Consider the following 22945-nt stretch of genomic DNA (forward strand, 5'->3'; position numbering starts at 1 on the left):
TTGAACTCATTATTGTTATACCCCTAGTTTCCAACCTAAAGTACGCATCACGTCAGAAAATACACCCGCAGCCGTTACTTCGGTGCCTGCACCATAGCCACGTAACACTAGTGGGATTGGCTGATAGTAACGGCTGTAAAATGCCAGTGCATTTTCACCGTCCTTGATTTTATACATTGGATCGTTTTCATCCACCGCAGCGATGCTTACTGTGCACTTGCCCTCATTAATCTCACCAACGTAGCGCAGTACTTTGCCTTCTTCCGCTGCCTTTGCAGATAATTCTTTAAAGTAGGCGTCTGCTTCAGGTAAACGCGCCATAAATTCATCAACGCTACCAGAATCATCAAAACCTGGTGGCAGTGCTTGATCAACCACAACGTCTTCTAGTTCTAGAGACATGCCTGCTTCACGAGCTAGGATCAGAAGCTTACGCGCGACATCCATACCAGAAAGGTCATCACGAGGATCCGGTTCAGTAAAACCATTTTCTTTTGCGATATTAGTTGCTTCACTTAGGCTCATACCTTCATCTAACTTACCGAAGATGTATGACAGAGAGCCAGAAAGAATACCGCTGAAGCGCTCTAGCTCATCACCCGCTGAGATTAGGTTTTGCAGGTTTTCGATTACCGGTAGACCCGCCCCCACAGTTGTTTCGTACATCAGCTTGCGACGAGAGCTGCGCGCAACATCGCGAAGCTGATGGTAGTAAGCCATGCTTGCTGTGTTTGCTTTTTTATTTGGTGTAACGACATGGAAACCAGCAGCTAAGAAATCAGCGTATTGGTTCGCGATATCTTCACTTGATGTACAGTCAACCAATACTGGGTTGATGATGTGGTTACGTTGAACCAAAGAAATCAAACGCGCTAGGCTGAACTCTTCTGTCGCAGCCGACATACGATCACGCCAATGATCGAGTGGCAGACCTTCACTATCAAGCAGAAGACCTTTGCTGTTTGCCAAGCCACACACGCGAATAACGATGCCTTTTTCCGCAAGCTTCGCCTGTTGACGCTCGATCTGATCCACCAGCTCACCACCAACGCCGCCAATACCAACCACGAATACGTCTAAGAAGTGCTTAGAGTTGAATAGGTTTTCGTGACACGCTTTGATCGCTTCAGAGATTTTATCTTCAGGAATCACGGCTGAGATAGCACGCTCAGATGAGCCCTGTGCGATGGCTACAATGTTTACGTTCACTTCAGCAAGAGATGAGAAGAAGCGAGATGCAACACCGCGCGATGTACGCATGCCGTCACCAACCAACGTTATGATTGAAACATTATCAATAAACTCGACCGGCTCTAATAAGCTATCTTTCAGTTCCAACTCAAACGCATCGGCCAGTACTTGTTGCGCTTTTGCTTTATCTTCTGCCTCAATACAGAAGCTAATGCTGTACTCAGAAGAAGACTGAGTAATAAGAACAATAGACACACCAGCGGAAGACATTGCGCCAAATACGCGGCTTGCCATGCCAACCATACCCTTCATACCTGGGCCGGAGACGTTAACCATGGTTAGGTCGTTTAGCGTCGTGATACCTTTGATCGCCAGATTGTCTTCACCAGTGTCTTGCCCAATCAGAGTTCCTGCACCTTGTGGGTTAAAGCTGTTTTTGATCAGACATGGGATATGGAATTGTGCGATTGGGGCGATGGTTTTCGGGTGCAGAACGGAAGCACCGAAGTAAGAAAGCTCCATTGCTTCTTGGTAGCTAAGAGATTTAAGTAAGCGAGCATCTTCCACTAAACGAGGGTCGCAGTTGTATACACCATCTACGTCAGTCCAGATCTCACAACAATCTGCGCGCAGACACGCCGCAAGAACCGCCGCCGAATAATCAGAGCCATTGCGACCAAGTGTTACCAATTCACCTTTCTCGTTACCTGCGGTAAAGCCAGGCATGATATTCACATGGCCCAGAGGAAGAGGGTTTTGGCGGAAGTTTTGCGTTGAAACATCTACATCAACCATGGCTTCAAGGTGATCACCTTTTGCGTATAGGTATTCAACTGGGTCGATAAGATGCGCTGGCTGGCCTTTGGCTTCTAGCACCGCTTTCATCAATTGAATCGAAACGCGTTCGCCTTTGCTAATAATACGTGCATTAACATTGTTTGGGCACATGCCAAGAAGGTTGATGCCATGAACGAACTGGCGTAATTGAGAGAGAGAAGTTTTCACTTGGTTATCGAAAGCTGAACCATCGATATTGGGTAGTACTGCTTGGATTTGAGTGAAGAGCGTTTTAAACGACTCCTCCAACTCTTTGATTTGTAGTTCTGCTTCACCATTGCGCAATGCGCCTTCAATGACCGCAACCAATTTGTTTGTTGTTTTACCGGGAGCGGAAAGAACAACCGCTACTTCTTCTTGTTGAGCGTTATTGGCAATAATGTCTGCCGCTCTCAAAAAGCGATCTGCATCAGCTAGTGATGATCCGCCAAACTTCAATACTCGCATCCCTTCCTCCGGTATATCTTCTTAAATTTGTCTAAATTCTGGATAAAAAAGCATAAAAAAAGGCCTGTATCTTGTTGGATACAGGCCTTTTTTGTGAATTTCTTTCGCTCAGCAGCCTGCCCCAACATGTGTCGTGTCGGTAATAATAATGGTCGTGGTCATTACTACTAGGCTGTTAGATGGCATAAATAAATATTCAACGTTAATTGTGTTTGCTTAACTCTACGTTTACCGAGTTTCTGATACATAGTCAACAAAAAATTGTTTGCTTTTCCATCTTTCAGAGATTTCTGCTAAGCAATGTCATTGATATTTATAGTTAATTACACATTATTGATCATTTGAAAATCTACAGTTAGTTTTTGTAAAGGACTTAACCATCATCACCAGTTCGGTTTTTTATCTAATAACTAGTCTGATCTTTGCCATAAAACGTACGATCAAATAATTCGAGAGGGTTGTGACACATAACAACAACTTAACTGTGACTTATGTTCATAGGATCGAATTATTTAGAAAATAGGTGAGCTAGCTTTCATATTCTATGCTTTAATAGTGAGAAGCTTTGGGCGCATACTAATAAAAAAGTTGACACAAGGAGTGGTGAACATGAAAAGATGGCTTTTTCTGTTGCTGTTTTTTGTGCCTGGTGTTTGTCTAGCAAACGAGCTTCCGCCGCTTCCAGGTAAAACATCCCCTTCTCCTCATAAACTATTCATTTCCAGCGACAGTTACCAGTCTGACAGTTTTGATGTTTGGAATATCGATACGGGTTACGCCTACGAACTTTTTGATTCGGTAGATGTTTATGTCGGTGCGCGAGTCAATAACTCTCCTACCCAAAATCAAAGTGGTTTTTTGAGTGGGATCAGCTATCACTTTAATGATCGTGTCACGCTGAAAAGTACAGTTCGCTCTTACAAGAACGAAACAGCGGAAGGTATTCGCCAAGACGACAGCAGCCTCGCGGCTGAAGTATCAAGTCGCGTAAAAATTACCGATAAACTGGATCTTCACGCGACTCTTGATTACCAAGATTGGCAACAAGGCTTTGAGGTTGGTTTAGGCTTTCGTTTTTAGAAGTCCAGCTTTTGCTTAGAAATCAATACACCGTTCCAGTCCGCGTAAACGTAGTGCTTAGGTTGAACGATTTGGTTTTGCATCGTTAAGGTTACGTTTACCTCTCCTATCCCGCGTTTCTCTGTTTTAAACGGGTTAGTTCCAAGAGCTTGAACGCCAATGTCCATTTGAGATATTTGTGCTACGTCGCGTATTGCACCATAGACAATGATGCCTTCCCACCCATTTTCTATTCCGAGTATCGCTAATTGATCGCCGAGTAATGCTCTCTGACACGATCCATGTCCGTCAACAATCAATACTTTACCCGTTCCATCTTCGCCCAGTACTTCACGCACTTTCGAGTTATCGTGATAGCAGCGCACCGTAACGATTTCACCGTAAAAAGCGCTACGTTGACCAAAGTTCTGCAATGGTAAAGTAAGCAAGCTCACTTGGTCTTCAAATTGGTCACAAATATCGGGTGTAATGTCTCTCATATTTCCTCCGTGAATTTTCTCACCCAAGCGATGCTTCAGTGAGCAGTATCCTTTTCTATACCTTCTATACGAGCCGAGGTTTAATGGAGCCTAACGTATGAAAAACTTTCGGCTGCGAGCACGCAATAAGATAAAGTTGGTCATTAATGACGTAATAAATCGCGTTTTGTTGAAAGTCATTCGCCAATTCAACGGCTACCTCTGGCGACAACTCGACGGCAAAGCTTTCCTCATACCATGTAAAAGCGCTATCACCTACCGTGACAGGCGCGTAATTAACGTGCTGTAGCTGTTTTTCTAACGCGTGATTGTTTATGCTGTTCTCTTCTTTGGACCTCAAGTTACTGTATGGGTTCCAAGCGGTTATCACAGCATAGTTTGAAACACGCCACTCGGCTTCGAATCTGAAAAAAGATTCTGAATAAGCATTCCATAACGATGCGTCTATGTTCGTATTACTTTTTTCTATCATAAGTCTTAAACGATTAATAACAGTTACATTTCATCAATTGATATAAATCAACAAACTGAATGGAATTAACATTTGAGCATTGTTAGCATGCTGTTAACAATATAAAATCCGCTCAATATCTTAGGGTGTTTACGTTTCAGGCCCCACTGAAAGCAGGAAATGAAAGGTAAACAAGCCCTTTAGAATAAACGTCGCCATTGGATACTGGTGAGTTGGCAAAATTCCATGGAGGGCGGATAACTGAAAGAAGTGTTTTTTTGATCAACTTGATTTATTATCAAAATCACATTACCTGTATGTTATATTTTTGCCTAGAATTTATTCTATTAGCACAATTTTGTCACAAATTTAGGTACCGCCAATGCAAACCCCGCAGATTCTTATCGTTGAAGATGAGCAAGTAACTCGTAACACTCTTAAGAGTATTTTTGAAGCAGAGGGATACGCTGTTTTTGAAGCCAGTGACGGTGAAGAGATGCACCAAGTGTTGTCTGATAACTCAGTCAACTTGGTTATTATGGACATTAATCTTCCAGGCAAGAATGGCCTTCTACTAGCGCGTGAATTACGCGAGCAAGCGAACATTGCTTTAATGTTCCTGACAGGCCGTGACAATGAAGTAGACAAGATCCTAGGTCTTGAGATTGGTGCAGATGACTACATCACTAAACCATTCAATCCACGTGAGCTAACTATTCGTGCACGTAACCTACTTAGTCGCTCAATGAGCTCTAACGCGGTGCAAGAAGAGAAGCGCTCGGTAGAAAAGTATGAATTCAACGGTTGGGTACTAGACATCAACAGCCGCTCTCTAGTAAGCCCTGCTGGTGATAGCTACAAGCTACCTCGCTCTGAGTTCCGCGCATTACTGCACTTCTGTGAGAACCCGGGTAAGATTCAAACTCGTGCAGATCTTCTTAAGAAGATGACTGGTCGTGAACTTAAGCCACACGACCGTACTGTAGACGTAACGATTCGTCGTATCCGTAAGCACTTTGAGTCTGTTTCAGGTACGCCAGAAATCATCGCCACTATCCACGGCGAAGGTTACCGCTTCTGTGGCGATCTAGAAGACTAGATTTAACCGCTAATATGCAAAGGGCTTGCTCATTGAGCAAGCCCTTTTTGTTTTAGGTCTAACGACTAATGCAACATCATTGCGGTTAATAAACCTTGTTAATCTTCACGTACTTTTCGACTAACCAACGCTGTTTACCCGCATCGTCTAGAAGCACTGCGATATCAACCGATTTTTCTGTGTTCACATCAATGTGAGACGAGAACGCCACCTCCCATCGGCTTTCACTGTGCGTTCGAGTATCTAAAGACGCACTGTCCACCAACCACTCTTTTTGCCCCTGTTTAATAATAAGAGCTTCTGCCGTTAGATTTGCAGGAAGTAACTGATCTCCTTCGAGGTAAAGTGCACCTTGAATACTTTGCTCTTCCACGTCCCCAATATTCGGCATGAGGTTCACCCATAAATTACTTTTGAGCTCAACATTAACCTCATTAATCGTAATCTGACTGTTTTGTTGCCAATTCACATTTGGAACGGAACTACAGCCTGCCATCAATGCCATGGCTAATGCCAATGGTGCGATTCTTTTCATGTTATTTCCTTTGTTCCAACCAACTTTTGAGGACTTGAACATCGTTTTGGTATTCATTTTTGATCTCTTCAACCCAGTCTGAAATGTTTTCCCACCATGCTGGCATATCGGGCGATTGCGCTTTTTGCGCCACACTTTGGATACGTTTCAGGCCAATTGAACCTGCAGCACCTTTGATTTTATGCGCTTCAGAAACAATCCCATCTTGATCTTTCGCTGTCATGTTCGAATCTAAGACATCGATATAGTCTGGCATCATATCTTCAAACATTTTTATGCTGTCGTAGACAGGTTTTGCACCAACAATGTCGACGTAAGACTCTAACATATCCATATCGAGCAAATGTGTCTCAATCACAGGAGAAGGCACTGGCTCTTCCACTGTTTCGGGACCGCTCACCACTTCCTTAGGTTGTTCTAACTGGTGAGCGAAGAATTTATCAATCACTGACTGAATAGCATTCACTGCCAGCGGCTTACTGATCGCATCATCCATGCCGTTATCTAAGTATTCACGACGATCTTTCATTACATTAGCAGTTAAGGCGACCAATGGAGGAAGATTGTTATAATGCTTGCGGTAATAATTGGCGACATCAAAGCCCGTCATATCAGGCAGTTGGATATCCAACAACGCTAAGTCGTATTTTTCTGGCACAAAGTTCACTAACGCTTCTTGGCCCGTCATTGCCACGGTGACAGAGTGCCCTAGGCTCTCTAGTAACGATTTAGCCACAGTTACGTTAAGCTCGATGTCTTCGACCATAAATATGTTGAGGCGCACATTGTCGCGTTTCGCATCAATGACTGGCTCAGCTAGTTCAACAATCGGAACGTGGATCGATACAGTAAAAGTGCTACCAAAGCCTTCCTCACTGGTAACCGTAATGTCACCATCCATCATATTGATCAGTTGCTTAGATACCGCCAAACCAATACCTGTACCGACCGCATGCAGGTTGTCCTTGCCTGATTTCACTTGGTAGTACATCGCAAAGATCTTATCTAGCTCTTCGTCTGGGATACCAATACCTGTGTCTTCCACTTCCATAATAATGGTCGCAAAATCGTCTTCGACATCCGCGCTCACTGTCATCACAACGCCACCTTCCTTGGTGAACTTCATTGCGTTGCTGACCAAGTTCCAAATCACCTGACGTAGACGGGTTGCATCCACTTCAATTGCTTTTGGCAAGTCGCTTAAACGTTCTAAGTCAAAGCGTAACCCTTTTTGTTCCGCCATCAGAGCTGAGATACTCTCAATCTCTGCGACGAAGTCTTCGAAGTTAAGTGGCGCAGGTAATAGTTCTAACTTACGGCGATCAAATTTATCCATATCGATAATATCGTTGAAGATGTTACCTAGAGTAATCGCACTCACATTGATGGTCTGCATGTGTTTACGCTGCTCTTCTGTCAACGGACTATCTAGAAGCATACGACTTAAGCCTACAATGCCATTCAGCGGCGTTCGCAGCTCATGACTGATGGTTGAGATGAAGGTAGTTTTGTCGCGGCTTGCTTTCTCTAACGACTCTTCATGGCGCTTACGTTCAGTGATATCACGACCGAACCCAACGAGACCAAGGTGGCGGCCATCTTTGCTGTAAAATGGCACTTTACGCAGCTCAAAGTAATGCTTGCGACCATCTGGGTATTCGAGCCATTGCTCGTAAGTAATTGCTTGATTATCGGCAAAAACCTTTTGGTCAGTATCAACGATATGCTCGGCGATTTCTTTGCTATACACATCCCAAGGGCTTAATCCGACTAACTGGTGCTCTTTCTTGCCCGTTAGCTCTTCCATCGCGCGGTTACAGCCAGAGAAAACACCATCCGCATTGCGGTAGTAAATTAAGTCTGGTGAGGCATCAATAAATGAACGCAGTAATGCGGTACGTTCTGCCAACTCTAATTGAGTACGTTCGCGTTGGAACACCTCATTTTCGAGGTCTTGCATCGCCTCTTCACGTGCTTCTTCCGCTTTAATACGCTCTTCAATTTCTTGGTTAAGCTTTTCAATGTTTTGTTGAAGTTGGTAATTCAGCTCTTGATCTCGCGAACGCATGTCCTTCAGTTTGGACACCAGCTTAGTTAAACGCTGGCGAGACTCTTCTAGTTGATCGACAACCACAGAGAGGAAGTAAACCGCCCAAGGGGTGATCAATAGACCAAAAAACACCGAACGGACAATATCGATATCATCTACTCGCCCTTTGAGAGCTAAAGTAATCCCTACCTGCACCACAACAGCTAATGCCACCAGCGCAAGGGCTAGCAAAATAGAGAAGCGAACAATCCCCAGTTTGACTAGCAAGTCGACATAATACTGGGCGAGGTTTTTCATGGGTTTCATTAACTACTCCATGGTGGTGGCTAGATAGCGCCATTCGATGATGAAAAACAGGTAAATGCACTCGACCTAACGCAATTTAGGTCTGTTTGATTAGTGAAAAACACACGGTGCGATCTGCGCTTGTGACACGAGATAGAAAGATAAACCAACGAGCGCACAGGCTTCTGTAAGTTTAACGTGTTTAATACGGTGATTTAAACAATCAGCTATCAACTTAGAGCAAGCGGTCACAAAGCGTTAGCAAGAACTGGGGTGAATACAGGTGCGATTACGTCCATCAGCTTTAGCTTGGTATAACGCACTGTCAGCCATAGCGATGCCCATTTCGGGTTCATCACCATGCTGAGGAATGTAAGAGACCAGACCGATACTGACGGTAAGGCGTTCAGATGCTTCTGAACTGTCGTGTTCCATATCAAGCTGTAGAATTTTCTCATGAATACGCTGTGCTACGTTGCGCGCACCTTCCGTGGTGGTATTCGGCAAGATAAAACCAAACTCCTCGCCACCATAACGCGCAACACAATCCGAAGAACGATTGATGACTTGTGTAAACACGGTAGCGACACTGACTAACGCTTCATCACCTTGTTGGTGACCGTAACAGTCGTTGTAATCTTTGAAAAAGTCGATGTCACATAACATGATGGTGAGCGGCAGCTTTTCTCGAGCGTGGTGGTACCACAATACCTGCAGTTGTTCGTCGAAACGGCGTCGGTTCGATACTTGAGTTAAGCTATCCATAAAGCTCAATTTTTCTAACTCTAGGTTGGCTTTTTCCAACTTTTGTTCTGCAAGATAACGCTCAGAAATATCACGCGCCATGATCAGCACACCATTCGTTCCTGATGCTTTATCTTTAAAAGGCGATTTCACCACATCAAACCACGTACTTTTACCATCACTACTCACGACTTTATCTATGTATCGAACTGGCTCTAACTGGCGTAATGCTTCTAAGTCACTGTCTGCTAAGCGCGCGTACATCTCTTTAGGAATCACGTCTTGGAGGCGCTTACCTATCAAATCAGAAATTTTTGAAATGCCTAACGCCTTAACAAAAGGCTGATTACACGCTTGATAGACCATGTTCTCATTGAAAATACCAATAGAGTCCGGACTGGCATCCAGAATCGTTTGTAAGATAGTATCTCTTTGCGCTAGCGCCACCTCTGTATCTTTGCGACGCTCCATTTCATCTCGCAGATTCTGTTGCATCTTGTGCCATTCAGTCACGTCATGACTAATAGACAGCGTACCGATAAGCTCACCACTCGGCGAAACAAGAGAGTTTTGATTGACTTCCAATAAGCAACTTCGACCTTGTGGATCCGTTGTCCATTTACGTTCGCTTTTTCTGGTCATCTCACCCAAGGCCTTGGATGCGCAAGCTTCTTCCCTTCGCCCTTGCCAGAATTGATCAAATGCTCGATTGGTCGTTAATAGATTGCCTTGGCGGTCTTGGGTACAAATCAGCTCTGAAAGTGAGTCTAATGCCGAACGTGCGATGATTAATTGGGCAAGTTCTTGTTGCTGCTCTTGGTGAGTGGCTTGATATGGCTGAGCATAAAGAATCCAAACTCGATGATTGCGCAATAAACTCTTTCTGCCTGACAGCTCCACTTTAATAGATTCACTATCAGATAGTCGCCAGTCAAAAGCCTGCTGACGAAAATGACGACTAGAGAAGCGATCGAGAAACTGCTCAAGCTCATGAATATCGAATAAAGCAGGATACAAATACCCCGTTCCCAAAGAGCGAATGCCTAACAACTGCATCGCAGCCTGGTTAGATAGCAAGAGCTGAGCATGGCTAGTGTCCACCACTATGACTGGATAGGGAGAATCCGTTACTAGTTGCTTAAGTGATGTCTGAAAGTGCAAATAGATCAGTGCTAACGCGCACACGCCTGCGATTAACAACAAGACGACATAGCCATAACCGCCTTGACCACCCCAAAGCCAATTGAGTAACTGATCCATCGTTTAAACCTTCAAAGAACACTGGTTAAAATATATCAGTTATTTATTGAGCGATCTGCTATTAATTCCGGTTTAGTATAGATAAAGGCATTCCCCGTAAGGCTCCCTTGAGCACCATGAGCACTGAGATCTCGACCAATTTCCGTTATCGCTAGCCAACGGTTTTCACACCACAGAGGCGATAATAACGTGGGCCTCCTGGCTGCTGATGAAACGCGATGATAAATCACATCTGGTGGTGTCATACGAATCATTTCACTGGCGACCGCAACATATTCTTCTAATTCAGGGGCTTCTAGCTTTCCAGCACGCCAAGCTTTCGCCATGGTGCTACCTTCGACAATATGCAAGCCATGTAACTTGATGCCATCCGTTCCCACGGCCAACACTTTTTGCAGCGTTTCAATATTTTCGGCGCGGGTTTCTTTGGGTAAACCCACAATTAAGTGAGTACAAACCTTGATTCCGAGTGTTCGCGCACGCTTAGTGATTTCGGCATAACACTCAAAGTCATGACCACGATTGATACGTTTTAGGGTGTCATTGTTGGCGGTTTGAAGGCCTAGTTCTAGCCAAATTTCATAACCTTGCTGTACATAGCCCGACAGTAAATCCAATACCGCATCAGGGACGCAATCAGGACGCGTCCCCACACAAAGACCAACCATGTCTGCAGCCTTTAGTGCTTCCTCATACATGTTTTTGAGAACTTGTACTTCGGCATAGGTACTGGTGTAGGCCTGAAAATAAGCGAGATACTTCTTCGCTCTGTGAATTTCACCTGCGCGATCTTTTAACTGTTCGTGAATGCTTTTTATCTGGACTTCTTCATCTGCAAACGAAGCCACATTGCAAAATGTACATCCTCCCCGCCCAATCGTGCCATCGCGGTTAGGGCAACTAAATCCACCGTGCAATGTTAACTTATGAACCTTTTCACCGTATCGACGCTGAAGATCTTGGCCGATTGTATTGACCAACTCATGTAACTGCATAAATTCTCACCAACAATAAATCGTAATCAATCTCACTACGATCTGTGTAAATAAATTACATCCCTGCAAGAAAAAACACACAATATTAATCAATTCAAACACCCATCATGCGGGTCAAAATCAATAAACTTGCATAATTAAAGACAAAAATCGTTCATGTTGCGTAAATGTTAAACTAAAAATGCATAATTAAACGAAAAAATTGGGTCACAACGCCGACTTTTTCATTGCATTCTGAAGTGACAAAATTGTAGGATACTTACACAACCCCGTTATTTTTGTGACTTTTATTACAAAGCACACTGCGGGATTTGTCGGTGTTATCCCACTCCTACCTATATAAATCACTAGATAGTGATAATAAATAAAGGGATACCACCAAGGATTGTTTTTCTCGCAAAACTTTTCCTGCGAGATACGGAAAGGAATCAAGACCGGTCAACCTAGATCGGTGGCGATAATAAATATAAAGGACAAGACGTAATCAATAGTCTAGGTAGTATTTGCTGCCCGGTACTTTTGCGTCGACATTGAACTGGAAGGATGTATCTATGGTAGATAGAGAGCAAAATCCACAGGGTCTGTACACTCCGGAACTGGAGCATGACGCTTGTGGTATCGGTTTTGTTGCTCACCTTAAAAACCGTAAATCTCATGAAGTAGTGACTCAAGCATTGGATATGCTGGCTCGCATGGAACACCGTGGTGGTCAAGGTTGTGACCCATGCAGCGGTGATGGTGCGGGTATCTTGCTACAAAAACCTCATGAATTCCTATTAGAAGAAGCCGTTAAGCTAGGCATTAAACTGCCTTCGTTTGAAAAGTATGGTGTTGGTGTCGTTCTTTTCCCGAAAGACGAATACAAACGCGAGCAATGCCGTGACATTCTAGAACGTAACGCACAACGTCTAGATCTTGAAGTTATCGGCTACCGCGTATTGCCAACCGATAACTCAATGATCGGTGCAGACCCACTAAGCACAGAGCCTCAGTTTGAGCATGTGTTTATCTCTGGTGGCCCGGGCATCACACCTGAAGAGCTAGAGCGCAAACTGTACGTACTTCGTAACTATACTGTACGTGTTTGCCTAGAAAGCGTTTCGAACATTGGTGACGACTTCTACATTAACTCCATGTCTTACAAGACATTGGTGTACAAAGGTCAGTTAACGACCGAGCAAGTACCTCAGTACTTCCTTGATCTACAAAACCCGACCATGGTGACTGCACTGGCACTGGTACACTCTCGTTTCTCTACCAATACCTTCCCGAAATGGCGTCTTGCACAGCCTTTCCGTTACATTGCCCACAACGGTGAAATCAATACAGTTCGCGGTAACTTGAACTGGATGAAAGCCCGTGAAGCAATCCTAGAATCAGACCTGTTTACTCAGGCTGAAATCGACATGCTTCTTCCAATCTGTCAGGAAGGCAGCTCGGATTCATCTAACTTCGATATGGCACTTGAGCTCCTAGTTCTTTCTGGTCGCAGCCTGCCACACGCATTGATGATGATGATCCCGGAAGCATGGCAAGAAAACAAAAACATGGATCCTAAACGTCGCGCGTTCTATCAGTACCACGCGAACATCATGGAACCATGGGATGGTCCTGCTTCAGTATGTTTTACTGATGGTGTTCAAGTTGGTGCGACACTAGACCGTAACGGTTTGCGCCCTTCTCGCTACACAGTGACCAAAGATAACTTCCTAGTGATGGCATCTGAATCTGGTGTTGTGGATATTGAACCAGAGAACGTAGAGTTCCGTGGTCGTCTACAACCGGGTCGTATCTTCGTTGCAGACCTAGAGCAAGGTCGCATCATCTCCGATGAAGAAGTGAAAGACACCATCGCAACGGCACAGCCTTACGAGAAATGGGTAGAAGAAAACCTACTGAGCTTGAAGAAGCTGCCAGATGCGAGCAACCAGTTCAGCCAACCTAAGCCAGAACACCTTCTACACCGCCAACAAGCGTTTGGCGTAAGCACTGAAGAAGTGAACGAAATCATCGTTCCAATGGCGAATGACGCGAAAGAGCCATTATCAGCAATGGGTGCCGACTGGCCTCTTGCGGTTCTATCTCATCAGTCTCAGCATCTTTCAAACTACTTCAAGCAGCTGTTTGCACAGGTAACTAACCCGCCGATCGACCCGATCCGTGAGCGTATGGTTATGTCGCTGAACACTTACTTGGGTAAAGACCAAAACCTTCTGACTGAAACACCACTTCACTGTCAGAAAGTAGAATTGGAATCGCCTGTTCTAGCCAACTCTGAGCTTGAGAAATTACGTGCGATCGATAACGAGCACCTACAAGCGAAGACGCTGGATATCGTATTCCAAGCTAGTGAAGATCAAGGCAAACTTGAGCGTGCATTAAAACGTATCTGCCAATACGCAGAAGACGCGGTTATCGATGGTTACTCAATCATCCTACTCACTGACCGCGCAGTTAATTCAAACCACGCTGCGATCCCAGCAATGCTGGCAGTTGGCGCAGTGCACCACCACTTGATCCGTAAAGGTCTACGTGCGAAGTGTGACATCGTGGTTGAAACCGGTGACGCGCGTGAAACGCACCACTTTGCAACACTACTTGGTTACGGTGCGAATGCGGTTAACCCATACCTAGTGATTGAAACCATCATTGAACTTCAACGTACGAAGAAGTTGGATCCAGAAGCGAACCCTCGTGATCTGTTCAACAACTACCGTAAAGCGATCAATGGCGGTCTTCTGAAGATCTTCTCGAAGATGGGTATCTCAACGCTACAGTCGTACCATGGTGCGCAAATCTTCGAAGCATTGGGTATCCACAAATCCGTGGTCGACAAATACTTCACAGGGACGGTTTCTCGTATCCAAGGTCTAACCCTTGATGATATCGCCAAAGAAGTACTTATCCGTCACCGCATCGGTTACCCACAACGCGAAATCCCAATTCAAATGCTGGATGTTGGTGGTGTTTACCAATGGAAACAGCGTGGTGAGAAGCACCTATTCAACCCAGAAACCATTTCTCTACTGCAAGAGTCTACGCGCAACAAGAACTACGATCAGTTCAAGCAGTACGCGACAGCCGTAGATAAACAAGGTGACAACGCAGTAACTCTGCGTAGCCAGCTAGAATTCATTAAGAACCCAGCAGGTTCTATCTCTATCGACGAAGTCGAACCAATTGAAAGCATCGTGAAACGCTTCGCGACGGGCGCTATGTCATTCGGTTCTATTTCTTACGAAGCACACTCCACACTAGCTGTTGCGATGAACCGTCTTGGCGCGAAATCGAACTCTGGTGAAGGTGGTGAAGACCCAATGCGTTTCGAGCGCAAAGAGAACGGCGATTGGGAACGCTCTGCAATCAAGCAGGTGGCTTCAGGTCGTTTCGGCGTAACCTCTTACTACCTAACTAACGCTGAAGAGCTGCAAATCAAAATGGCTCAAGGTGCGAAGCCAGGTGAAGGTGGTCAGCTACCAGGCGATAAAGTAGATGACTGGATCGGTGCAACGCGTCATTCGACTCCGGGCGTTGGCCTTATCTCTCCACCACCACACCACGATATCTACTCAATCGAAGATTTGGCTCAGCTTATCTACGACTTGAAGAACGCGAACCGCGCAGGCCGTGTAAACGTGAAGCTGGTATCAGAAGCAGGCGTAGGTACGATCGCTTCTGGTGTAGCGAAAGCGAAAGCGGACGTTGTACTAATCGCAGGTTTCGACGGCGGTACAGGTGCATCACCAATGTCTTCAATCCGCCATACAGGTCTTCCTTGGGAACTTGGCTTGGCAGAAACGCACCAAACGCTACTGAAGAACGGTCTACGTAACCGTATCGTGGTTCAAGCGGATGGTCAGATGAAGACACCTCGCGACCTTGCAGTGGCAACACTACTTGGTGCAGAAGAATGGGGCGTAGCAACCGCAGCATTAGTGGTTGAAGGTTGTATCATGATGCGTAAGTGTCACAAGAACACTTGTCCTGTTGGTATCGCGACTCAGAACAAGACGCTTCGCGAGCGCTTTGATGGCCGCGTAGAAGACGTCGTAACCTTCTTCCAATACATGGCACAAGGTCTACGTGAAATCATGGCTGAACTTGGCTTCCGCACTATCGATGAAATGGTCGGTCAAGGTCAGAAACTGAAGATCCGCCAAGACATTTCTCACTGGAAATACAAGAACCTAGATCTGTCTCCTGTTCTCCACGTTGAGCAACCACGTGAAGCTGATGGTGTATTCAACCAAGCTCAACAGAACCACAACCTAGAAGAAGTGCTAGACCGTAAGCTGATTCAAGCAGCGATTCCTGCACTAGAGAAAGGCGAAGCGGTGAATGCCGAGTTCCCTATCGTCAACACGGACCGCTCTGCAGGTACCATGTTGTCGAACGAAATCTCGAAAGTGTACAAAGATGCAGGTCTACCTCAGCCAATGAACGTGAAGTTCAAAGGTTCTGCAGGTCAGTCATTCGGCGCATTCCTAGCTAAGGGCGTGAAGTTCGAAGTGGAAGGCGACGCGAACGACTACTGGGGTAAAGGCTTATCCGGCGGTACTTTAGTACTTTATCCAGATGCAAAATCAAGCATTGTCGCGGAAGACAACATCGTGGTTGGTAACGTGTGCTTCTACGGTGCAACTTCGGGTGAGTCTTTCATTCGTGGTATGGCTGGTGAACGTTTCTGTGTTCGTAACTCAGGCGCGAAAGTAGTAGTAGAAGGCGTCGGTGACCACGGTTGTGAATACATGACTGGCGGTGCAGCCATCATCCTTGGGTCAACAGGTCGTAACTTTGCCGCAGGTATGAGTGGTGGCGTGGCTTACGTATGGGATAAATCAGGTGACTTTGAGTCAAAACTGAACCCAGAGTTAGTAGACCTAGATCCAATCGAGCAAGAAGACAGAGATCTATTACTCGACATGCTAACTAAGCATGTTCAATTCACAGGAAGTGAAGTCGCTCAGTCTTTCCTAGACAACTTTGAAGCAAGCCTAGCCTCTATGGTTAAGGTAATGCCGCGTGACTACAAAGCGGTTCTTCAAAAGCGTAAAGCTGAAGCACAGTCTCAAGGAAACGAAACTCAAGTGGAGGCCGTATAATGGGTAAGCCTACTGGATTTTTAGAGCATGGTCGTGAACTACCACAGAAGATCGACCCAGCTGAACGCATCAAGAACAACAAAGAGTTCGTTCTGAACGAGGAGTTTGGTGACAAGATCAATACTCAGGCTTCTCGTTGTATGGATTGTGGTGTGCCGTTTTGTCATAACGGCTGCCCTATCGGTAACATCATCCCAGAGTTTAACGATGCGGTTTATCGTGATAGCTGGGAAGAAGCTTGGAACATTCTAAGCTCAACCAATAACTTCCCAGAGTTCACTGGTCGTGTTTGCCCTGCTCCATGTGAAAGTGCTTGTGTTCTTGGTATCAACCAAGACCCAATCACTATCTGTAATATCGAAAAAACTATCGTAGAAACGGCGTATCGTGAAGGGTACGCCAAACCAAAAACACCACGTTCTCGCACTGGTAAAACGGTGGCGATCATTGGTTCTGGACCTGCTGGTCTTGCGGCTGCTGAGCAGCTAAACAGCGCAGGCCATACCGTGACAGTATTCGAGCGAGACGAGAAAGTGGGCGGTCTGCTACGTTTTGGTATCCCAGACTTTAAACTGAGCATGGAAGTCATTGATCGCAAGATCAATCTAATGGCAGAAGCTGGCATTGAGTTTAAAGTAAACCAACACGTCGGTGTTGATGTAAATGCTCAGCAACTGCGTCAAGAATTCGATGTGGTTCTACTGACGGGAGGCTCAACAGTTCCACGTGATTTGCCAGTTCCGGGTCGTGAGCTCAAAGGCGTTCACTTCGCAATGGAATTCCTAGGTCAAAACAACCGCCGTGCAAATAACATGGACCTGAAAACGGAAGAGATTCACGCAAAAGGTAAACATGTGGTTGTCATCGGTGGTGGTGATACCGGTTCAGACTGTGTAGGTACGTCAAACCGTCACGGCGCAGCAAGCGTAACTCAAGTGGAAATCATGCCGATTCCACCAGAGAAGCGCCCAGCCAATATGCCTTGGCCTCAATACCCAATGATCCTACGTACTTCTACCTCTCATGAAGAAGGTGTCGATCGTCACTGGAACATCCTGACCAAAGAGTTCATCGGAAATGACAAAGGTGAAGTCACAGGCCTTCGTCTTGCTGATATCGTTTGGCAAGATGCAAAACCAGGCGAGCGCCCAAGCTTCAAAGAAGTAGAAGGCAGCGAGCGTGTGATTCCATGTGATATGGCATTTCTAGCGATGGGATTCCTACACCCTGAACCAACAGGCGTACTTGCTCAACTGGATATCGCGCTAGATGATCGTGGTAACGTAGCAACTCAAGGTTTTGCTACAAACCAAGAAGGTGTATTTGCTGCTGGTGATATGCGAACAGGCCAATCTTTGGTGGTTCGTTGTATCAACGAAGGCCGTGAATGTGCCCGTGCTATCGATGATTACTTAATGGGTGGCACAAACCTAGAAGCAAAAGCAGATTCACTGATGCTTTCTGCTTAACGAAGCAGTCATGCTTCTCTCTTTCAATTGCCTAATAGCCATCAGCAATATCGATGGCTATCGGTGAAGAAAGAAAACAATTCCTTCCAATCTTTCTATTTTGACCAGCATTTTATGCTGGTCTTTTTTATCTCCCACAGAATCAAATGTTACTTTTTTGTAACAATCAATTTTCTATCTATTTGAAATTATTAAACTATTTTAGCTTATTAAATGGTAAATCGCATATTCACGTGATGATCCACTAATAACTTGACCTTTTTTACAATAAGCTATAGCTTGTGAAGTTGATGAAAATAAAACACTCAAAAAATGTTAAATATTTCACAACTTTTACTGAATAATTATACATAAAGCTATAAAGATGACGCATAGTTAGTCATCGATATCAACGTAAGCAGTGTTGATATATCTGTCGGGATGACGGATAAGCAAAGGGAGAATTGCAATGGCTCTTTATGATCCAAGTCTTGAGAAAGACAACTGTGGATTTGGCTTGATCGCGCATATGGAAGGCGAACAAAGCCACAAGCTGGTACGTACAGCAATTTCTGCACTTGACCGCATGACTCACCGTGGTGGTATCGCCGCCGATGGTAAAACTGGTGATGGTTGTGGTCTTCTATTACAAAAGCCCGATTCCTATTTACGTCTTATTGCCGAAGAAAATGGTTTCAACCTTGGCAAGCAATACGCCGTAGGGATGATTTTCTTCAACCAAGATCCAGTCAAAGCTCAACTCGCTAAAGACATCGTCAACAAAGAACTGGCGCAAGAGACGCTAACTGTGGCTGGTTGGCGTGAAGTACCAACTAATTCAGAAGTACTCGGTCCAATTGCGGCCAACTCGCTTCCAAATATTCAGCAAGTCTTTATCTCTGCACCGGCAGGTTGGCGCGAGCGTGACATTGAACGTCGTCTCTACATCGCACGCCGTCGCATCGAGAAACAAATCACCGAAGATCCGGATTTCTACATCTGTAGCTTGTCGACTCAAGTTTTGGTGTACAAAGGCCTATGCATGCCTGCGGACTTACCGCGCTTTTATCTTGATCTTGCCGATCTACGTATGGAATCTGCTATCTGTCTGTTCCACCAGCGTTTTTCTACCAACACTCAACCGCGTTGGCCATTAGCTCAACCGTTCCGCTACCTTGCTCATAATGGTGAGATCAATACCATTGAAGGTAACCGACAATGGGCACGCGCTCGTGCTTACAAGTTCTCGTCACCACTGCTGCCTGACCTACAAACTGCAGCACCGTTTGTGAACGAGACAGGCTCAGACTCGTCTAGCCTAGATAATATGCTAGATCTCTTTTTAGCTGGCGGCATGGATATCTTCCGTGCCATGCGTATGCTTGTGCCGCCAGCATGGCAAAACCACCCTGACATGGATCCGGATTTGCGTGCGTTTTACGATTTCAACTCCAAACACATGGAACCATGGGATGGCCCAGCAGGTATCGTACTGTCCGATGGTCGTTATGCTGCTTGTAACCTAGACCGAAACGGTCTACGTCCTGCGCGTTATGTAATTACCAAAGACAAGTTGATCACTCTGGCGTCTGAGGTAGGGATTTGGAATTACGCCCCAGATGAAGTTGCCAAAAAAGGTCGTGTAGGTCCGGGGGAATTGCTCGTCATCGACACTCGTAAAGGTAAGCTTTGGCAATCTAGCGAGATCGATAATGACCTGAAATCTCGTCACCCTTATCGCGAATGGATGGAGAACAACGTTCGCAAACTAACACCGTTCTCTCAGCTGCCTGAAGATCAAGTAGGTGAGCGCAGCTTTGATGAAGACTTGCTTAAGACTTATCAAAAGCAGTTTGCTATGAGCAATGAAGAAGTCGATCAAGTATTGCGTGTCCTCGGTGATATGGGGCAAGAAGCCGTCGGTTCGATGGGTGATGACACCCCGATGGCGGTTCTTTCTTCGAAAGAGCGCTTGGTGACTGATTACTTCCGTCAGAAGTTCGCGCAGGTCACCAACCCACCAATCGATCCACTGCGTGAGAAACACGTCATGTCGCTGGCGACCAGCATCGGTCAGGAAATGAATGTCTTCTGTGAAACCGATGGCCACGCGCATCGTGTAACCTTTGATTCTCCAGTACTGCTCTATTCTGACATGCAGCAACTACTAGAGCTGAGTGACGATCATTACCGTAATACCATTCTCGATATCAACTACGACCCACAACAAAAAGATCTTAAACAAGCCATTAATGATCTGTGTGAGCAAGCAGAGCAAGTCGTTCGTGAAGGCACGGTTTTAGTGGTGCTTTCGGACAGAGCCTTGGTCAAAGGTAAGTTACCAATTCCGGCAGCAATGGCAGTCGGCGCCGTTCAAACTCGTCTGATTGACGCGAACTTACGTTGCGATGCCAACATTGTTGTCGAAACCGCAACAGCCCGTGATCCACACCAATTTGCCGTCTTACTTGGTTTTGGTGCCACTGCGGTTTACCCATACCTTGCTTATGAAGCGTTAGGTAAACTGATTGATGATAAAGCACTAGAGAAAGACTACCGCGATGTGATGCAAAACTACCAATACGGCATCAACAAAGGCCTGTACAAGATCATGTCGAAAATGGGGATCTCAACCATCGCCTCTTACCGCTGCTCACAACTGTTTGAAGCAGTTGGCTTGAGCCAAAATGTGGTCGATCTGTGTTTTAAAGGCGTCACAACTCGAATTGAAGGCGCGAATTTTGACGACTTCCAGCAAGATCTTACAAACTTATCTCGTAAAGCATGGGCGAAACGCAAATCGATTGATCATGGCGGCTTGTTAAAGTACGTCCATGGAGGTGAATATCATGCTTACAACCCGGATGTCGTCGGCACGCTGCAACAGGCCGTTAAATCTGGCGAAAGTAACGACTATCAGAGCTTTGCTAAGCAGGTAAACCAACGCCCTGTTGCCATGCTGCGTGACTTAATGTCGCTGAAAAAATCAGACTCACCGCTGCCACTTGAGCAAATAGAACCACGCACTGAACTGTTCAAACGCTTTGACTCAGCGGCAATGTCCATTGGCGCACTTAGCCCAGAAGCGCATGAAGCACTTGCAACGGCGATGAACCGTCTTGGTGGTTACTCTAACTCGGGTGAAGGCGGTGAAGATCCTCGCCGTTTCGGTACTGAGCGTAACTCACGTATCAAACAGATTGCTTCTGGCCGATTTGGTGTAACGCCGCATTACCTGACTAATGCGGATGTACTGCAAATCAAGGTGGCACAAGGTGCGAAACCGGGTGAAGGTGGACAGCTACCAGGACACAAAGTCACCGCAGAAATCGCAAAACTGCGTTATTCGGTACAAGGCGTGACTCTGATCTCCCCTCCTCCGCATCACGATATCTATTCGATTGAAGATTTGGCCCAGCTGATCTTCGACCTTAAACAAGTCAACCCGAATGCGCTGGTTTCGGTAAAACTCGTCTCCGAGCCAGGTGTCGGCACCATCGCAACGGGTGTAGCCAAGGCTTACGCTGATCTTATTACCATTTCGGGTTACGACGGTGGTACCGCAGCAAGCCCATTAACTTCGGTAAAATACGCTGGTAGCCCTTGGGAGTTGGGGTTGGCAGAGACACAACAAGCTCTGGTTGCTAATGGTCTGCGTCATAAGATCCGCCTACAGGTAGACGGTGGTCTAAAGACTGGTTTAGACGTAGTTAAAGCCGCAATTTTAGGTGCAGAAAGCTTCGGTTTTGGTACTGCGCCAATGGTCGCTATGGGTTGTAAGTTCCTACGAATTTGTCACCTCAACAACTGTGCAACTGGGGTTGCGACTCAAGACGAGACACTGCGTAAAGAATACTTCAAAGGTCTACCAGAAATGGTGATGAATTACTTCATCGGCCTGGCAGACGAAGTGCGCGGATTACTCGCCGAACTTGGCGTTGAAAAGCTGACGGACTTGATTGGTCGTACCGATTTACTTGAGGCAGTAGAGGGATTTACAGCGAAACAGACCAAGCTGGATCTATCCAATATTCTAGAAGCTCCAGTATCACCTGAGGGCCATCCGCTATTTTGGACAGAGCCAAACAAACCGTTTGATAAAGCTGAGCTCAACCAAAAGATCGTTGATGATGCCATGCATGCGGTCGAAAACAGTCAATCGGCAAGTTTCTTCTACAATGTCATCAACACTGATCGTTCTGTTGGTGCACGCTTATCTGGCGAAATAGCAAAACGCTATGGCAACCAAGGGTTGGCGGCTTCCCCTATCAAAATCTATCTTGACGGCACCGCAGGCCAGTCCTTTGGTGTTTGGAACGCAGGTGGTGTAGAGCTTTACCTCACGGGCGATGCGAACGACTACGTGGGCAAAGGCATGGCGGGTGGTAAAGTGGTTATAAAACCTCACCTTGGCACTGCATTTAAGTGTAATGAAGCAACCATCATTGGTAACACCTGTCTGTACGGCGCGACCGGCGGTAAACTATTTGCAGCCGGTAAAGCAGGTGAGCGTTTCGGCGTACGAAACTCAGGTACGATAGCCGTCATTGAAGGTGCTGGCGATAACGCTTGTGAGTACATGACTGGCGGTATTGTTGCCATTCTTGGTGCGACAGGTGTGAACTTTGGCGCAGGTATGACCGGGGGCTTTGCCTATGTTCTGGATGAGAACCAAAGCTTTGAAGGTCGAGTCAATACTGAGTCTGTCGAAGCCATCTCATTGTCCGATCTTTACATCCACCAAGAACATTTGCGTGGCCTAATTGCGGAACACCTTGAAGAAACAGGGTCGAGTCATGCTGAAAATATTTTGGCGAACTTTGATGAATGGATTCCAAAGTTCTATTTGGTGAAACCACAAGCGGCAGATCTTCGCACGCTACTTGGTCACCAGAGCCGCAGTGCCGCAGAGCTGCGTGTTCAAGCACAGTAATCATGGAGG

At 45.8% G+C, this 22945-nt stretch carries 13 protein-coding genes and 1 other annotated feature; of the genes, 5 read left to right on the forward strand and 8 right to left on the reverse strand.

Going from position 1 to position 22945, the window contains the following annotated elements; translation table 11 throughout:
- Window positions 1-15 precede the first annotated feature (15 nt).
- Window positions 16-2475, reverse strand: a complete 2460-nt coding sequence (gene thrA / locus R7F07_RS12520) for a bifunctional aspartate kinase/homoserine dehydrogenase I (protein ID WP_065274188.1) — start codon at window positions 2473-2475, stop codon at window positions 16-18.
- A 53-nt stretch (window positions 2476-2528) separates the two neighbouring features.
- Window positions 2529-2648: a sequence feature (Thr leader region), on the reverse strand.
- The gene (gene thrL, locus R7F07_RS12525) at window positions 2584-2661 is read right to left on the reverse strand and encodes a thr operon leader peptide (protein ID WP_074192076.1); all 78 of its coding nucleotides are present in this window, start codon (window positions 2659-2661) and stop codon (window positions 2584-2586) included. (Overlaps the previous feature by 65 nt.)
- 423 nt (window positions 2662-3084) lie before the next feature.
- Between thrL and R7F07_RS12530 the strand changes: the two genes are divergently transcribed.
- Window positions 3085-3555, forward strand: a complete 471-nt coding sequence (locus R7F07_RS12530; RefSeq protein WP_047102035.1) for a hypothetical protein — start codon at window positions 3085-3087, stop codon at window positions 3553-3555.
- Here the strand turns inward: R7F07_RS12530 and R7F07_RS12535 are convergent.
- Window positions 3552-4034 (reverse strand): putative 4-hydroxy-4-methyl-2-oxoglutarate aldolase, encoded by a 483-nt coding sequence (locus R7F07_RS12535; protein WP_005381822.1) that lies wholly within the window; start codon window positions 4032-4034, stop codon window positions 3552-3554. The genes R7F07_RS12530 and R7F07_RS12535 overlap by 4 nt on opposite strands.
- 64 nt (window positions 4035-4098) lie before the next feature.
- Entirely contained in the window at window positions 4099-4506 is a 408-nt protein-coding gene (locus R7F07_RS12540; protein ID WP_053306886.1) for a DUF3293 domain-containing protein, read from the reverse strand.
- A 361-nt stretch (window positions 4507-4867) separates the two neighbouring features.
- On the opposite strand from R7F07_RS12540, the gene arcA reads away from it, so the two are divergent.
- Complete coding sequence (gene arcA / locus R7F07_RS12545) at window positions 4868-5584, forward strand: two-component system response regulator ArcA (protein ID WP_005381824.1); 717 nt, start codon at window positions 4868-4870, stop codon at window positions 5582-5584.
- An 85-nt stretch (window positions 5585-5669) separates the two neighbouring features.
- On the opposite strand, the gene R7F07_RS12550 is transcribed toward arcA, so the two are convergent.
- From R7F07_RS12550 to R7F07_RS12565, 4 genes are all read right to left on the reverse strand, one after another.
- Window positions 5670-6119, reverse strand: a complete 450-nt coding sequence (locus tag R7F07_RS12550; protein ID WP_005381825.1) for a hypothetical protein — start codon at window positions 6117-6119, stop codon at window positions 5670-5672.
- A gap of 1 nt (window position 6120) precedes the next feature.
- Window positions 6121-8475 (reverse strand): aerobic respiration two-component sensor histidine kinase ArcB, encoded by a 2355-nt coding sequence (gene arcB, locus R7F07_RS12555; RefSeq protein ID WP_171342769.1) that lies wholly within the window; start codon window positions 8473-8475, stop codon window positions 6121-6123.
- Between the two features lie 237 nt (window positions 8476-8712).
- A complete protein-coding gene (locus tag R7F07_RS12560; RefSeq protein ID WP_005381828.1) occupies window positions 8713-10458 on the reverse strand; it encodes a GGDEF domain-containing protein in 1746 nt (581 codons plus the stop codon).
- A 35-nt stretch (window positions 10459-10493) separates the two neighbouring features.
- The gene (locus R7F07_RS12565) at window positions 10494-11453 is read right to left on the reverse strand and encodes a TIGR01212 family radical SAM protein (RefSeq protein WP_171342770.1); all 960 of its coding nucleotides are present in this window, start codon (window positions 11451-11453) and stop codon (window positions 10494-10496) included.
- A gap of 551 nt (window positions 11454-12004) precedes the next feature.
- On the opposite strand from R7F07_RS12565, the gene gltB (R7F07_RS12570) reads away from it, so the two are divergent.
- The 3 genes from gltB (R7F07_RS12570) (at window position 12005) to gltB (R7F07_RS12580) (ending at window position 22936) form a co-directional block, all read left to right on the forward strand.
- Complete coding sequence (gene gltB / locus R7F07_RS12570) at window positions 12005-16555, forward strand: glutamate synthase large subunit (RefSeq protein ID WP_136976980.1); 4551 nt, start codon at window positions 12005-12007, stop codon at window positions 16553-16555.
- Window positions 16555-18024: a glutamate synthase subunit beta gene (locus tag R7F07_RS12575; RefSeq protein ID WP_064376566.1), complete on the forward strand. Its 1470-nt coding sequence runs from the start codon at window positions 16555-16557 to the stop codon at window positions 18022-18024. The genes gltB (R7F07_RS12570) and R7F07_RS12575 overlap by 1 nt, the downstream gene beginning before the upstream one ends.
- Before the next feature lie 448 nt (window positions 18025-18472).
- Entirely contained in the window at window positions 18473-22936 is a 4464-nt protein-coding gene (gltB, locus tag R7F07_RS12580; RefSeq protein WP_171342771.1) for a glutamate synthase large subunit, read from the forward strand.
- The last annotated feature ends 9 nt before the right edge of the window (window positions 22937-22945 follow it).

This window comes from Vibrio sp. YT-16, assembly GCF_033337405.1.
GTDB lineage: Bacteria > Pseudomonadota > Gammaproteobacteria > Enterobacterales > Vibrionaceae > Vibrio > Vibrio alginolyticus.

Coding starts and splice junctions, on each gene's coding strand:
- thrA (WP_065274188.1), bottom strand. CDS start 2,475: ATGCGAGTATTGAAGTTTGGCGGATCATCACTAGCTGATGCAGATCGC.
- thrL (WP_074192076.1), bottom strand. CDS start 2,661: ATGCCATCTAACAGCCTAGTAGTAATGACCACGACCATTATTATTACC.
- R7F07_RS12530 (WP_047102035.1), top strand. CDS start 3,085: ATGAAAAGATGGCTTTTTCTGTTGCTGTTTTTTGTGCCTGGTGTTTGT.
- R7F07_RS12535 (WP_005381822.1), bottom strand. CDS start 4,034: ATGAGAGACATTACACCCGATATTTGTGACCAATTTGAAGACCAAGTG.
- R7F07_RS12540 (WP_053306886.1), bottom strand. CDS start 4,506: ATGATAGAAAAAAGTAATACGAACATAGACGCATCGTTATGGAATGCT.
- arcA (WP_005381824.1), top strand. CDS start 4,868: ATGCAAACCCCGCAGATTCTTATCGTTGAAGATGAGCAAGTAACTCGT.
- R7F07_RS12550 (WP_005381825.1), bottom strand. CDS start 6,119: ATGAAAAGAATCGCACCATTGGCATTAGCCATGGCATTGATGGCAGGC.
- arcB (WP_171342769.1), bottom strand. CDS start 8,475: ATGAAACCCATGAAAAACCTCGCCCAGTATTATGTCGACTTGCTAGTC.
- R7F07_RS12560 (WP_005381828.1), bottom strand. CDS start 10,458: ATGGATCAGTTACTCAATTGGCTTTGGGGTGGTCAAGGCGGTTATGGC.
- R7F07_RS12565 (WP_171342770.1), bottom strand. CDS start 11,453: ATGCAGTTACATGAGTTGGTCAATACAATCGGCCAAGATCTTCAGCGT.
- gltB (WP_136976980.1), top strand. CDS start 12,005: ATGGTAGATAGAGAGCAAAATCCACAGGGTCTGTACACTCCGGAACTG.
- R7F07_RS12575 (WP_064376566.1), top strand. CDS start 16,555: ATGGGTAAGCCTACTGGATTTTTAGAGCATGGTCGTGAACTACCACAG.
- gltB (WP_171342771.1), top strand. CDS start 18,473: ATGGCTCTTTATGATCCAAGTCTTGAGAAAGACAACTGTGGATTTGGC.